13 protein-coding genes are annotated in these 14,571 nt (G+C 68.9%); 7 read left to right on the top strand and 6 right to left on the bottom strand.

Annotated elements, in window-relative coordinates:
- Window positions 1–662 (top strand): sortase (locus QR77_RS21435; RefSeq protein ID WP_160310940.1); only part of this gene is annotated, 662 nt, incomplete at its 5' end.
- Between the two features lie 34 nt (window positions 663–696).
- Here the strand turns inward: QR77_RS21435 and QR77_RS21430 are convergent.
- The 5 genes from QR77_RS21430 to QR77_RS21410 all read right to left on the bottom strand — a co-directional run bounded on the left by QR77_RS21430 (window position 697) and on the right by QR77_RS21410 (window position 5,528).
- Window positions 697–1,428 carry a phosphatase PAP2 family protein gene (locus QR77_RS21430; protein WP_040023678.1) on the bottom strand — a complete coding sequence of 244 codons (732 nt, stop codon included), beginning with the start codon at window positions 1,426–1,428 and terminating at the stop codon, window positions 697–699.
- A gap of 215 nt (window positions 1,429–1,643) precedes the next feature.
- Window positions 1,644–2,666, bottom strand: coding sequence for a bifunctional lytic transglycosylase/C40 family peptidase (locus tag QR77_RS21425; RefSeq protein ID WP_107069105.1), 1,023 nt, complete (start codon window positions 2,664–2,666; stop codon window positions 1,644–1,646).
- A gap of 62 nt (window positions 2,667–2,728) precedes the next feature.
- A complete protein-coding gene (locus QR77_RS21420; protein WP_347359787.1) occupies window positions 2,729–3,070 on the bottom strand; it encodes a hypothetical protein in 342 nt (113 codons plus the stop codon).
- Between the two features lie 236 nt (window positions 3,071–3,306).
- On the bottom strand, window positions 3,307–5,115 hold the full coding sequence (locus QR77_RS21415; RefSeq protein ID WP_040023676.1) for an alpha/beta hydrolase: 1,809 nt from the start codon (window positions 5,113–5,115) through the stop codon (window positions 3,307–3,309).
- A complete protein-coding gene (locus QR77_RS21410; RefSeq protein WP_063798060.1) occupies window positions 5,112–5,528 on the bottom strand; it encodes a hypothetical protein in 417 nt (138 codons plus the stop codon). The genes QR77_RS21415 and QR77_RS21410 overlap by 4 nt, the downstream gene beginning before the upstream one ends.
- Window positions 5,529–6,093: 565 nt before the next feature.
- On the opposite strand from QR77_RS21410, the gene QR77_RS21405 reads away from it, so the two are divergent.
- The 6 genes from QR77_RS21405 to QR77_RS21380 all read left to right on the top strand — a co-directional run bounded on the left by QR77_RS21405 (window position 6,094) and on the right by QR77_RS21380 (window position 13,636).
- Window positions 6,094–6,402 carry a hypothetical protein gene (locus QR77_RS21405; RefSeq protein WP_040023675.1) on the top strand — a complete coding sequence of 103 codons (309 nt, stop codon included), beginning with the start codon at window positions 6,094–6,096 and terminating at the stop codon, window positions 6,400–6,402.
- Between the two features lie 231 nt (window positions 6,403–6,633).
- Entirely contained in the window at window positions 6,634–7,488 is an 855-nt protein-coding gene (locus tag QR77_RS21400) for a hypothetical protein (protein ID WP_040028401.1), read from the top strand.
- Complete coding sequence (locus QR77_RS21395) at window positions 7,478–8,860, top strand: hypothetical protein (RefSeq protein WP_052488957.1); 1,383 nt, start codon at window positions 7,478–7,480, stop codon at window positions 8,858–8,860. Before QR77_RS21400 ends, QR77_RS21395 begins: the two co-directional genes overlap by 11 nt.
- Window positions 8,857–10,410 carry an SCO6880 family protein gene (locus tag QR77_RS21390; protein WP_040023674.1) on the top strand — a complete coding sequence of 518 codons (1,554 nt, stop codon included), beginning with the start codon at window positions 8,857–8,859 and terminating at the stop codon, window positions 10,408–10,410. The genes QR77_RS21395 and QR77_RS21390 overlap by 4 nt, the downstream gene beginning before the upstream one ends.
- A 167-nt stretch (window positions 10,411–10,577) precedes the next feature.
- Window positions 10,578–12,029 carry an ATP-binding protein gene (locus QR77_RS21385; RefSeq protein ID WP_040023673.1) on the top strand — a complete coding sequence of 484 codons (1,452 nt, stop codon included), beginning with the start codon at window positions 10,578–10,580 and terminating at the stop codon, window positions 12,027–12,029.
- A gap of 5 nt (window positions 12,030–12,034) precedes the next feature.
- Complete coding sequence (locus QR77_RS21380) at window positions 12,035–13,636, top strand: type IV secretory system conjugative DNA transfer family protein (protein WP_052488956.1); 1,602 nt, start codon at window positions 12,035–12,037, stop codon at window positions 13,634–13,636.
- 37 nt (window positions 13,637–13,673) lie between these two features.
- On the opposite strand, the gene QR77_RS21375 is transcribed toward QR77_RS21380, so the two are convergent.
- Window positions 13,674–14,501, bottom strand: coding sequence for a MerR family transcriptional regulator (locus QR77_RS21375; RefSeq protein ID WP_040023672.1), 828 nt, complete (start codon window positions 14,499–14,501; stop codon window positions 13,674–13,676).
- Window positions 14,502–14,571: the final 70 nt, after the last annotated feature.

Genomic DNA, 14,571 nt, shown 5'->3' with positions numbered 1-14,571 from the left:
GGCCGGCGCTGAGCGGTAGGGCGGGACGCGCGGGCCCCGCGATGCTGTTCGCCGTCGCGGCGCTGTGCGCGGTGGCCGCCGTCCTGCTGACCTTGTTCCCGCACCACCGGGCGCCCCGGTCCGGCACCGGCACCACCGCCGACGCCGAGCCCCGCCCCGTCGAGGTGAGGGACGCGGCGTCCGCCCCCGTACGGCTGCGCATCCCGGCACTCCATGTCACGGCCGACGTCCTGCCGCTCGGCCTCGACGCCCGGGGCGGGCTGGAGGTGCCGGGTTTCCGGAGCGCGATGAAGGTCGGCTGGTACGCGCTGGGCCCGCGCCCCGGCGAGCGCGGCCCAGCGGTGCTGGTGGGCCACCGGGACGCGCCGGGCAGGGAGTACGTCGACGGGAAGCTGGTCGATCCGCACCACATCAGGAACGCGGTCTTCGCGAAGCTGGGGAGGCTGCACCCGGGCGATCTGGTCGAGGCGGAGCTGGGGGACGGGCGGCGGGTGCCGTTCAGGGTGACGGCTGTGGACACGTACCCGGCGAAGCGGTTCCCGACCGGGCGGGTGTACGGCCCGCTGCCCGACCCGCAGTTGCGGCTGATCACCTGTGGCGGGGTCATCGACGGCAACGGCCACTGGGACTCGAACGTGGTGGTCAGCGCGAGGGCAGGCTGACCGGTCCGACCATACCGACCGCTCTGACCGTGTGTCAGGCGGCCAGGTTGTTGTCGTCAGGCCGGTGTTCCGGAAGGTCGAGGGTCCTGGTGTCGCCGCCGACGGCGCCGGCTCCCGCCGTACGGTCCGCCTCGCGCAAGTGCCGCGACCGTACGAACCACGCCGTACGGGCCGAGCCGGCGACGGCCGACACGAGCGGGGTCAGCAGCGCGAGGGCGAGGGGCGTCAGCAGCAGGGCGACAGCCGTACCGAGCGCGAAGCCGCCGATGACGTCGGTCGGGTAATGGACACCCATATAGACCCGGCAGAAGCCTTCGAAGAGCGCGAGAGCGATCGCGGCGAGACCGAACTTCCGGTGAGCGATAAAAATTCCGGCACCGAGTGCCATCGCCATCGTGGCGTGATCGCTGACGAACGAGAAATCCGTTTTGCCCGCGACAAGAACGTCAAGACCCTTATGGTCCACAAAAGGCCGGGGTCTTTCGACGAAGTCCCGGATCGGGATATTCACCAGCAGCGCCAAACCCGAAGCGAGCGGCGCCCAGATGAGCCCGGCGACGGCGGAGACGGAATCCTCGGCGGTACCCCGCCGGCGGACGCTCCACCAGCACCAGACGAGAACGAGGACGAGGACGGACAGGATCCCGAACTCGCCGACGAACTTCATCGCGGCGTCGAACCACGAGGGGGTGTCCTTGGTGAGTCCGTTGATGTCGTAGAGCAGGCTGACATCAGGGTTCGACCCATCCAGTACGAGTCCAGCCATCTGCCGCGGCCCCTTGCCTTTGTCGCGTGCCGCGCGATCGGAAAACGCGGCCGTAGTCCAGGGAACGGCCTACTGACCGGTCACGTTCCGCTCTCCACCGAAAGATCACCATGACGTTATCGAAGAGTGATACGTCGTCGCAGCTCAGGACTTCGGCCCGACGGAGAGTTCCAGCCAAACGGCACCCTTTGCGGCCGGCTGGACGGGTGCCGGGATCAGGCCGCCGGCCGGTCCCCCGGCAGGTCCTTGGGCAGTGACTGCGCGCCGGCGTCGGTGACCCTGGTCGCCCCGAAATAGTCCGCGCTGTCAATCTTGTCGTACCGGATCACGGCCCCCGTGTACGGCGCGTCGATCATGTACCCACCCCCCACGTAAAGACCCACGTGATGAATGGCTCGTGAATTCGTCAGATCTTCGGAGAAGAAGACCAGGTCCCCGGGGAGCAGTTCACTGCGCGAGGGATGCTCGCCCGCGTTGTACTGATCGTTGGCGACACGCGGCAGCTCGACCCCGACGGACCGGTACGCGGCCTGCGTCAGCCCGGAACAGTCGAACCGCCCTCCCTGGTCCGGCGTTCCGTTCCCGCCCCACAGATACGGCGTACCGAGCTTCTGCTGAGCGAAGTAGATGGCCGACGCCGCCTGCTTGGACGGCTCGACGCGCCCGATGGGCCGGGAGAAGCTCTTCTCCAGCGTCCGGATGACCTTGACGTAGTTCTGCGTCTCCTTGTACGGCGGCACCCCGCCGTACTTGAGGACGGCGTACGAACCGGCGTTGTAGGACGCGAGCATGTTGTCGGTGATGTCACCGGGCGCGTTCTTCACGTACCCGGCCAACTGGCAGTCGTACGTGGCGGCGGAGGGGATCGCGTCGGCGGGGTCCCAGATGTCCCGGTCCCCGTCCTTGTCCCCGTCGACGGCGTGGGCGTCCCAGGTACCGGGGATGAACTGGCCGATGCCCTTGGCGTTGGCGGGGCTCTGCGCGGTCGGATTCCAGCCACTCTCCTGATACAACTGCGCGGCGAGCAGACCGGGGTTGAGGGCGGGACAGAGATTGCCCCACTTGAGCACGAGCGACTGGTAGGCGGCCGGCACAGCCCCCTTGGCCAACCCGACGGCCTGCCCGGCGACCCCACCCACGAGCCCGGCGGCGGCGGAGTAGGTCCCGACGACGAGCAACGCGACGAAGCTCACCCCGACGCCACTGACGGCGCCCCCGATCAGCCATGCCTTACGCACCGTCAAACACCCCTCGCGTCAGGGCCACTGTCACCCGTAAGTGTAGGCGGCGGGGGCGCTGATCAGGGGGCGGAGGGCGAAGGCTGTCCGGAAGACTCCGCAGACCAGAAATCGGAGCGGACGTTGGGGCGGGGGATGGGACCGCCGCGGTAGTCGGGGCCGTTGGGCTTGGTGGTGGGCTCGGCGACTGCGGAGCCCTCTACGCAGGGGGTCGCCACCTCGAAGAACGCCTGGCCTTTGCCGCCAATGCTCAGACTGATCCCGAAGCCGTCGACTGACTTGGCGTAGACGGCAGGGAATTCCTCGCTGTTGTTCACTGCGGTGATCTCGTAGCCACTCTTGCGCCAGAACCGATCGATCAACCCCAGAAGGGCACCGCGGCGTTGTTCGGAGATCTCCGTCATGACTGTACGGCGGCGCGACAAGTCGCAACTCCCCGCTGTAGTCACTCCGTGAGTCCACACCACTTCCGGCTTGATAGCGGCAAACGTGTCGTCAAGCATCAAGTCCGCACGACTCGCTGCCTCCTGCATATTCATACGGCCACTCTCCCCGTCCAGTCCCGGACTCGCGACGGCACTACAGCCTGTCAGCACAACACAAATCGCGCCCAATACAACTAAGCGCATGACTCCCACGTTCATCGCCACTTCTCCACCTTAATTCCATCTGATCTACCGGCTACCACTAGACCGATATTGTCCGAGGAGACAAGATCTTTGCCAGGATCGAAGTAATTCGAGTGAGCCGCTGCCACTCCTTCACCGTCCAAGAATGGCCGAGGGCCATCCGCCACCTTGAACCGACGCGCCCCGAACGCCTCACTCGCCGGGTCTTTTCCGAACCACAGGTCCTCGTCCTCCGCGCCGACGAGAGCATCGACACCGTCGGAGACGAACGGGCCGACGATGGGAATCGCCACCGCGGCGTTCTGGGCGGCCTGTCCCCCGGACGGGAGGTGTGTCACCGGGTCGTTCTCGGCCGCGCCGACGAAGACGTGGTCCTTGCCGATACCGAGCTCCGCCGCGTGGTTCACGCCGACGCCCGGGCTGCCGACGAGGACGATGTCGTCCACCCCCGGGATGCCGCCCTCCTCAACGGCCGCCGCACCCACCGTGCGGGAGCCGTACGAGTGACCAATGGCAGTCAGATGGACATCATCGTTCTCATTGGACGCCGTAATCCCAGCCATGAAGCTGTTGTAAGCAGGCGCGCCCGCCTCTGCCTTGTCCGAGCCTGCCACCGAGAAGTTCCCCGCCCAACTCTCGCTGTCCGGTAGCTGCGGTGCGTCATATCCGAGCCAGACAATCGCCGCACTGGACTCGTCGTACTTGCGCGCGCCAAGCACCGTATCCCGCGCCCGTTTCAAGTCATTCGCAGCGAACTCCTCGTCAAGTGCCGTCCCCAGCCCCGGAACATACGCGGACACATTCCTCGCCGTATCCGGATTCCCGTAGGAGACGATCGCCCGCCCGTTACCCTCGTCCCCGATGCCGAGCAAGTACATCGGCGGCTCGGAACCCGCGCGCAACTGCCGGTCGATGGATCTCAGGCCCGCCAATTGCGTGCGGGCCCGATCGTCGTCCTCCCCCGCCAATTTTCCCATCAGCAGCGACAGGTTGTCGCGATTGGCCCGGTCCCGCACCTCGGCCGGAATGCCGTCCAGATTCCCGATCTGGTCCGGATACACCGCGAGATACTCCTCCCGCTGCTCCTGCGTCAGCCCGAAGAACCACCACGCCTTGCGCTCAGCAGGGGACTTGTCCCACGGAATGGCGTCCTTCAGGTAGTCGTCCGCCAGCGCGCGGACCCTCGTCGCGTCGCCACTGGCGTCCTTCCAGTCCGCGGTCGTGCCCCTGAGGCCGTCGCGCGCGATCAGTTTTCTGAGCGCCGCCACACAGCGGGCGTCGATCTCTGCCGCCTCGGCGACCGCGCGGGCGATGCGGTCGGCGATCTCCTGGGCCTTCGCGGCGTTCGGGTTCGGACTCGTCCGCTCCGGCGACAGGAGGAAGCGGAAATCCGCGGCTCCGGGGGCCGTTCCGCCCGCCGGCGTCCCCGTACCCGCCGCGTCCTCCCCCGCTTCGGGGTAGCTCACCGAGCCGTCGTCGTTGACCGTGAACCGCAGGCTCCGCGCGTCGTCCAGTGCGCCCAGCAACGCGCGCTGCTGCGCGCGCAGGTCATGGGCGAGGCCGTTGAGGGTCGTACGGACGAGTCCGCACTCGGTGTAGATGTACTGGAAGTCGCCGCCCAGCACACTCAGCCGCGCCCCCGCCGCCTGTGCCGCCTCGCCCCGCTGCGACGCCCCGATACGGGCGAGCACCTGTCCCTGGACGCGGCGCCGCGCGCCGTCCGCGCCATTGCTCGCCTTGCCCCAGCCGTCGGCCGCGTCCTCCAGTTCGGAGCACCGCAGCTCGCGTAATCGCTGCCAGGTCAGCGTCTCCGCGCTCACGCGCCGGCCCCCACGCCCGGCGCGTCCTTCGCGTCCCGCGCGTCAGCCGCAGCCACGATCCGCTCCAGGGACGACCTGACCGACGTATCGACCTCACCCTCGATCTTGGCGACCGCCCGCAGACCGACCGCCAGGTCCCCGCACTCGTCCGTGGCGGTCTTGATGCGCTGCTCCCAGGACTCATGTACCGCCCGCAGAACACCGGCCACCCCGAGGACCGCCGTGCCTGTCCCCACCCCCTCGTGCGCGGCCGCGAGTTGGGCTCTCACCCGCCCCAGGTCCGTCCGCAGCGCGTCGGCCGCCCCCGCCGCCCGGGTCCACGGCCCGCCGCTGTGCACCAGGTCGCCACCGCCCGGACCCGCCATATCCGCCAGCCCCCGCAAACCCGCCGAGTGCGCCGAGTTCCCCGTCATGCCCTACGCCCCTGTCCTTCGACCTCGTCCGGAGCTCCCCGCTGCCCGGGATGCCGACGGCACTGTCCCAAAGCAGGCACAGCGGACATGCCGGTCGCCGACGCGGTGAGTGCGGAGGGGCGGGGTCCGCGTACGTACGGCTGGAAGCGCCACGAGCAGGCGGACAGCGGGATCGGGACGGGTCCGCCAGCCGTACGACGAGGACCCGACGAAGGCCGGCGAGTTCACCCGTACGGTGGGTACGCCGACGGGCTGACGGGCCGTCGGGCGCCGATACCCGCCCCCGAGAACTCCGTACCCGATGTGTCATTGCCCACCGCCCCCAGAGGTGTAACAACGACAGTCATTGCCCGGAGTCACTCTCCGTGATACACAGAGTAACCATGCATGTACGCGTATACACCGGTTCAGGCCTGGTCAGGGCGTCAGGATCGGTCATACGTGCGGGGATCGGGTAAAGAGAGCCGTCAAGCGGCATACGTGGGCTGTTCCATCAGCGAAGATAGAAGATGACTCGTGCCGTGGGGCACGGGCGGCGAACGACCCAACTGGGGCGGTGAGTTACATGTACCTGGCGGCCGAAAAGGGCGACATCACCACCATCATCGGTGGCATCGCCCCTGACTGGGGGCCTTTCGGGACCCTGGGGAACGAAGCCAAGGTGATGATCGAGGTCGTGATGGCTGTGGCCATCCTTCTCTGCCTCGGCATCGCGATCTGGGGCGCGGCGAAACAACGTATCGGAGCGACGGCGCTCCGGGACACGTTCAGCGCCGAACAGGGCAAGGGGCTGATTGTCGCCGGGCTGACCGGCGTCTTCATCATCGGCTCGCTCGGCACGCTCTTCACCATCGTGTACGGGATGGCCGTCTAGCTCCGGCCGGTCACGGCCGTCCCCGGCCGCTCCCGGCCCGTCCCGGCCACCCCTCCTCCCCCTCCGTCACCTTCAACACCACCCGTCCGTCGCGCCCACCGGCTGAGGTTGCGTCTCCCTGATGTCCCTGATGTCGAGTCACCACACCGCGCCCGCGCGGCTATCAGCACGGCTACCGTCGAAGGACGCGGAGCACGCGGCACCGCACACGACCGAGGGGGCAGTTGCGGAATGAGCTTCGGTGACGAGCACGGTCGCGGCGGCGACCCGAACCGCCAGGACGACAGGATCGGCGGCTCGGGTCAGACCCGTACCCGGCTGCCCGACAGCAGAGGCGGCGACGTGTACGGCGGCGCCCGCCGCCAGGGCCGCGGCTCACGCTCCCTCATCACGGTCGTGGGCGTCGTCGTCCTCCTCGTCGCGGCCATCGCGTTCGCCAACCGGGGCGGCGGGGGCAACAGCGCGGCGGCGGGCGGCGTCACGAAGGGCGCCGAGGCGGACCCGACGGCACCGACGGGTACGAAGCCGGTGACGGGGAAGAACGGGACGATCCCCTCGGGGTTCCCGAAGAACGAACAGGGCGCCGGCAGCGCGGCCGCGAACTTCGCCGTGGCGCTGAGTTCTGACGGGATGTTCAAGAAGGACAGCCGCGACTCCATCCTCGACACCATCTACACGCCGGAGGCCGCGGCCAAGCTCAAGGGCGCGATGGACGCGGCTTACGGAACGGACTTCCTGCAGAAGCTCGGTCTGGACAGCGCCGGCAACCCTCCCGAAGGGAGCACCTTCGTCTCCCGCGCGATCCCCGTGGGGACAAAGGTCGAGAGCGTCACAGGTGACACCGCCAAGGTGTCGGTCTGGTACACGGGCCTGATCGGGATGGCCGGCCCCGGATCCACGGATCCGGTGAAAACGACATGGCAGACGGGCACATTCGATCTGCGGTGGCTGGGAAACGACTGGAAGATCGCATCGGACACGCAGAAGGATGGACCGGCCCCCGTTCCAGGTGACGAGTCGGCCTCCACCGCGGACGAGATCAGCAAGGCTGTCGAGCAGTACGGAGGCTTCACGTATGCCAGGTAGCTCCCGACGCCGCGCCCGACGTGTCCGTCGCACCCGATCTGTCATCACCGTTCTCGCGGGAATCCAGGCCACGCTCTTCCTCCTCGCCACCCGTGTCTCCGCGGCTCCCACGCCGACACCGTCGGGGACCAGTGACAAAGTCGACTGCAGCGTCAAGACAGGCCTCTCCAAGACCTACTGCAATTCCGATACTGGCGCCCCCGGTTCCGGCCTGCCCGGAAACCCCGTAGACACCGCCCTCGACCCCCTCTCCTCCCTGGCCCGCGGCTGCGCCGACGCCGCCGCCTGGATCGTCGGCAAGCTCAGCGAAGCCGTAAAAGGCACCGCCAACGTCGACTTCACCAACACCGCCTTCCTCAAGCAGTACGCGGTCATCTTCGCCGCCTCCACCGTCCTCACCCTCGTCCTCTGGCTCCTGGCCGTCGCCAAGCGCGCCATCCGGGGCGTCCCCCTCACCACCGCGATGTCCGAGGCCATCGGCTTCCTCTGGCTGACCGTCCTCGCCTCCGCGTTCACCCCGCTCATCCTCTACACCGTCGTCTCCGCCACCGACGGCGTCACCGAAGTCATCTCCTCCTCCACCGGCGGCCAGACCGACGTCTTCTTCGGCGGCTTCGCCAACGCCCTCAAGAAGGGCGACGACATCGGCGGCGGCCCCATCATGCTGATCGTCGTCGCCCTCGTGTCGATCCTCGCCGCCGGCGTCCTCTGGCTGGAGCTTGTCATCCGGGCCGCGCTGCTCTACGTGGGCGCGCTGCTCGGCACCGTCGTGTACGCGGGCCTCGTCGACAAGAACATGTGGGGCCACGTCCGCCGCTGGGCCGGCATCATGATCGCCGTCATCATGGTCAAACCCGTGATCGTGATCGTCCTCGGCCTCGCCGGGGCGCTCTCCTCCGACAAGGGCCCCGACGCGTTCTCCGCCGTCGTCTCCGGCCTCGCCATCATCCTGCTCGCCATCTTCGCGAGCGGCATGATCTACCGCTTCGTACCGGGCTTCGGCGACGAGATCGCCTCCTCCCGTACCAACCGCAAGACGGCCACCGACGGCTCCCAGGCCGCCGCCCTCATCAGCTCCCCCGCCGCCCTCGTCTCCCAGGGCATCAAGACCCACAGCAGCCGCAACAACGGCGACGGCGGTGGCGGAGGAGGCGGCGGAGGCGGCAGGTCGCAGAACTCCATCTCCGGCGGCGTCGCCGCACACAGCTCACGCCCCTCCTCCTCAGGAGGCGGCGGAGGCGGAGGCGGAGGCGGATCCGCGCCCCCACCCCGTAACTCCGGTCCCACCAGCGGACCACACAGCTCACGCGGCTCAGGAAACACCGGCAGAACAGGCAACAACGGCACAGGAGCAGGAGGTGGAGGGCGTTGACGACTCAGATCCAACCGATGGCGCCCCGCCGTACGTATCTCATCGGCCGCGCCCGGCCCAACGCGATCGTCGGCAAGAACCGTGAGACCGGCGAGATCGCCCTGATCATCGCCGGCGCCTTCCTCGGCATGATGAGCGGCCTCCTGGTGCCCGTCCTGTCCCTGCGGATCGTGACGCTGATGGGCTTCCCGCTCATCGCGCTCGCCGTGGTGTACGTGCCGTACAAGCACCGCACGTTCTACAAGTGGTTCGAGATCAACCGCAGCTTCAAACGGTCCCTGCGCAAAGGCACCGCCTACCGCTCCACCGCCGCCGAGGCCGGCACCCACATCGACGGCCGCGAGGTCGAGGTCGGACCACCGCCCGGCATCGGCAGGATCAACTGGCTGGCCGCGCCCTTCGGCCCCGACGAGATCGCCGTCCTCCTCCACGCCGACCGGCGCACCGTCACCGCCGCCATCGAGATCGAGGGACCCGGCGTCGGCCTGCGCGACAGCGAGGACCAGGAGGCCCTCGTCGACCGCTTCGGCACGCTGCTCAAGCATGTCGCCAACGGCGACGGCTTCGTCACCCGCCTCCAGATGATCGCCCGTACGCTGCCCGCCGACCCCGACGCCCACGCCAAGGACGTCGCGCAGCGCGGCGACACCTCGTCGCCCGGCTGGCTCCAGGACTCGTACGAGCAGCTCCAGTCGATGGTGTCCACCTCCAGCGAGCAGCACCGCGCCTACCTCGTCGCCTGCATGCACTTCACCCGCGAACTCGCCTCGGAGGCCCAGGCCATGGCCCGCGCCGCCCGCCGGGCGAACGGGCAGAAGAAGCCCGACCACGACGCGGGCCTCGCCGTGGTCATGGCCCGCGAGCTGACCGACATCTGCGCCCGGCTCGCCGAGGCGGACATCCGCGTACGGCAGCCGCTCGGCCAGGGCCGGCTCTCGTCCCTCGTGCACTCGATGTACGACCCCGACCACCCCATCGACCACATCCAGGCGATGACAAAACGCAACGCCTGGCCCGCCGAGCTGGACGCGATGGAGCCGACGTACCTCCAGGCCAAGACCCGCGAGTCGTCGACCCGCGCACCCTGGTGCCACGCCACCGCCTGGGTCAAGGAGTGGCCTATGACGCCCGTCGGCGTAAACTTCCTCGCCCCGCTGCTCGTCCACACCCCCGACGTCATCCGTACGGTGTCCGTCGCCATGGACCTCGAACCCACCGAGATCGCCATCGAGCGCATGCTGACGGAGAAGACGAACGACGACGCGGAAGCCAGCCGCGCCGCCAAGATGAACAGGACCGTCGACCCCCGCGACATCGCGGCGCACGGCCGGCTCGACCAGCGGGGTGAAGATCTCGCCAGCGGTGCTGCGGGAGTCAACCTCGTCGGGTACATCACTGTGTCGTCCCGCTCACCCGAGGCGCTGGCCAGGGACAAGCGGACCATCAGAGCCTCGGCCGGCAAGTCGTACCTCAAGCTGGAGTGGTGCGACCGTGAGCACCACCGGGCCTTTGTGAACACCCTGCCGTTCGCGACCGGCATCCGCCGCTGACGGACCACGACCATCAACACCACCACCGACGCCGGCACCACCACCAACAAGACAGCCGACAGGACAACCAGCAAGACAACCGAACCGGCCAAGACCCGTCCAATGCCGCCCGAGAGCGCCCGAGAACCGTCCGCCAGCCGCCGACAGCCGTCGAATAGGGGCCTGTGATGCGAGATCCGCTGTCCATCCTCACGGACGCCTTCACCAGCTTCCTCTTCGGAGCGGTGGAGACGACCCGGCTGCCCGTCCGTACGTCGACGGGCCAGGCGCAGGCCGTCTACCTGCCCACGGCCGCCCCCGGCCTCGGCGACTCCGGCGTGATCATCGGCCGCGAGGTCTACAGCGGCAAGGGCTACATCTACGACCCCTTCCAGTTGTACGGGCAGCAACTCCCCGCCCCCCACTGGCTGGTGCTCGGCGAATCGGGCAACGGCAAGTCGGCGCTGGAGAAGACGTACGTGCTGCGCCAGCTCCGCTTCCGCGACCGCCAGGTCGTCGTCCTCGACGCCCAGGGCGAGGACGGCTCCGGCGAGTGGAACCTGATCGCGCAGGAACTCGGCATAACCCCCATCCGACTTGACGCGATGGCCGCCCTCGACCACGGCATCCGCCTCAACCCGCTCGACCCCGCCATCACCACCACCGGACAGCTCGCGCTGCTCCGTACGATCATCGAAGTCGCCATGGGACACGGCCTCGACGAGCGTTCCGGCTTCGCGCTCAAGGTCGCGCACGCCTACGTCAACGACACGATCGTCGAGCGCCAGCCCGTACTCATGGACATCGTCGAGCAACTGCGCCACCCCGAGCCGGAGTCGGCCGAGGCGATGAACGTCGACCTCGACGACGTACGCGCCTGGGGCCTCGATGTCGCCCTGGTACTCGACCGGTTGGTCGACGGTGACCTGCGCGGCATGTTCGACGGCCCGACGAGCATCGGCATCGACCTCGACGCACCACTCATCGTCTTCGACCTCTCGCACATCGACCGCAACTCGATCGCCATGCCGATCCTGATGGCGATCGTCGGCGTCTGGCTGGAGCACACCTGGATCCGCCCCGACCGCAGGAAGCGCATCTTCCTGGTCGAGGAGGCCTGGCACATCATCAACTCCCCCTTCGTGGCCCAGCTCTTCCAGCGGCTGCTGAAGTTCGGCCGACGCCTCGGCCTGTCCTTCGTCGCCGTGGTCCACCACCTCTCCGACGTGGTCGACGGAGCCGCGGCGCGGGAAGCGTCGGCCATCCTCAAGATGGCCTCCACCCGCACCATCTACGCCCAGAAAGCCGACGAGGCCAGAGCGACCGGGCGGGTCCTCGGCCTGCCCCGGTGGGCCGTGGAGATCATCCCCACGCTCACCCCGGGCATCGCCGTGTGGGACGTCAACGGCAACGTCCAGGTCGTCAAACACCTGGTGACGGAGGCCGAACGGCCGCTGGTCTTCACCGACCGCGCGATGACCGAGAACTCCCAGGCCTCCGACGCCGCCGACGCCCTCGAAGCCGGCGCGCTGCCGATGCCCGCCGACGTACAGGCCGCCGAGTGGGAAGCCGAGAAACGGGCCGCGTTCATGGAGGAGCAGCGGCGGTTGAACGAATCCTCCGAGTCGACGGTGGCGTGAGTGCCATGCCGAGCCGCGACGACCGCCAGGGCCGGCAGCACCAGCAACGCTCCCGCCAGGGAGGCGTCCCCGACGGGATCCTGATCGGCCTGCTCGTCCTGCTCCTCGGCCTCTCGGTACTGGCCTGGACCGGCACCGGACTCGCCGGCCTCCTCTCGCACGGCGGCTGGCCGGACAACGTCAGCTACGGCCGAACACCCATGGCCATACGCCAGTTGGTCGCGAAGCCGCACGACCTGGCCGGCGCCTGGCCGGACACCCCGCCCGGGCAGCTCTCCGGATACGGGCTGTTCTGGGGGCTGTTCATCAGCCAGTTGATGGTGCTGACCGTGCTCACGGTGTTCGTGCTCGGCGTGACCGCCCGCTGGCGAGCCGTACGGACCCAGCGACGCGAGCAGCGACAGTACGGGCGTTACGAGCGGCACGGGCACGAAGAAGCCCAACAGGACCCCGCCGACGAGCCGTACGAGCGCCCCGACGGGCCCCGACGCCGGAACACAGGCGCACGCGACGCCACGCCCCCGCCTCCCGACGTGATGCCACCGCGCCACTACCTCACCAAGGACGCCACAGCGCCCGCCTACGGGACGCCCACCCAGGACCAGGGCCCGATCACCACCGAACTCCCGCCCGTCGCCGCAGTCCCCGGCCCCCGCACCGCGCCCCAGGTGCTGTACGGCGCCCCTCACACCCGGCACCCCGCCGCAGTCCAGGCCATCCAGGACGCCGAAGGCCCCGCCCTGGTCATCACCTCCGACCCCACCGTGTGGGCCGAGACGAAGGACGCGCGGGCGAAGCTCGGCCCCGTCCTCGTGTACGACCCCGGCCACCTCTGCGACACCCCCGCGCGCCTGCACTGGTCGCCCACCGCCGGCTGCGAGGACGCCGACACGGCCGACGCCAGGGCGGCGGCGCTGCTCGCCCCCGTACGCCCGCGTGCCCTCATGGACGCCGCCATGGCCGACATGGCGCAGACACTGCTGCGCTGCTGGCTGCACGCCGCCGCCGTGGACGCACGGCCGTTCAAGCAGGTGCACCGCTGGGCGCAGGGCGGCGGCGCCCACGAGGCGGTACGAATCCTGCGCACCCACCCCAAGGCCGCCTCCGGCCTCGCGGGCCTGCTGGAGTCCGCGCTCACCTCGTACCCCGAACGCCGAGAGATCGCCCAGCAGTTGACGGCCCGCGCGCTGTCGTCCCTCTCGTCGGTCCACATCCGGGACGCCTGCACACCAAACAGAACGGATTCGCTCACACTGGATTCTTTTGCCGCAGAAGGGGGGACACTTTATGTGGTGGGCGAGCCGATCGAAGATCCTCGCTCCCGCCCCGGTGCGATGCCGCTGCTCACCGCACTGGCCTCAAGCGTGGTCGAGCACGGCCGCCGCATGGCTGCGAGGTCATCTGACGGTCGGCTCGACCCACCAATGGCATTCGTCCTCGACGATGTCGCGGCCGTCGCCCCGCTCCCCCAGCTCCCGGAGCTGCTGACGACCGGCCAGGAACACGGCCTACCAGCCCTGGTCCTGCTCCGCTCCCGCGAACAGGGCCGCGACCGCTGGCCGCAACACGAACTCCCCTACGACGAACAGCCCGTTCACGGCGCCTGAACCCCTTCCTCGGCGAGCGCGCACCGCCGGCGCCGGGTCATGCGACCGGGGTGATCGGCTCCTGGAGCTCCGTCACCCACAGGTCGACGTCGTCCGGGCAGTCGAGGGACAGCTCACGCGTGTAGCCGAGCGACCGGTAGCCGTTGGCGTCGATCCAACGGGCCAGGGCCTGGGCGGTGCCCAGTACGTTGTCCATGGAGCCGCGGTGCACCACGGTAGCCGCGCGGTCCACGCCGGGCAGTTCTACGATCCTGACCTCCCCGATACCGTTGCCGGCGCCCGGGGCGACGGGTATCCCGGCGTGTACGACGATTCCCTCGCCGCGTGGCACGTCCTCGTAGCGGGCGAGGCCCGGGCCGACCGGGACCACTCCTGCGGCGTCCAGCAGGGCGCACAGTTCCTCGAAGAGGGGGCCGATGACCGGCCCGATGTCCTGCGGGGCGAAGCTCGCCGCGGTCGCGGTCAGTTCGGCCAGTCTGACGGGTGGGAGGCTCTTGATGACAATGTCGTCGGTGGACATGAGTCCCTCGCTCTCAATGGTGCGGAGCCTCGCCTCGACCTGGGTCAGCCGGGCCGTCGCCGCGGCAACGGCCGTCTCCAGTTCCGCCTGCCGCAGCCGCAGCATCCCGCGCAGCTCCTCCACCCCGACCTGGTCGTCGATGATCGACCTGACCTGTTCGAGGGTGAAGCCGAGGTCCTTGAGCGCGATGACGCGGTTGAGCCGCGCCAACTGCTCGGCCTCGTAGTAGCGGTAACTGCTGGCAGGGTCGACGTGGGCCGGACGCAGAAGCCCGATGGCGTCGTAGTGACGCAGCATGCGGACCGACACACGCCCGTGCTTGGCGAAGTCTCCGATGGTGAACATGACTCTCCAAGTTCACGGCCTCACACGGTGAGAGGGTCAAGGGCCGGCGAAGAACTGGTGAAACGGTCCC

Origin of the sequence: Streptomyces sp. 150FB (genome assembly GCF_000818195.1) — a bacterium.
Lineage (GTDB): Bacteria > Actinomycetota > Actinomycetes > Streptomycetales > Streptomycetaceae > Streptomyces.
Note: the sequence above shows the minus strand (reverse complement) of the source record. Positions and strands in the feature narration are given on the sequence as shown.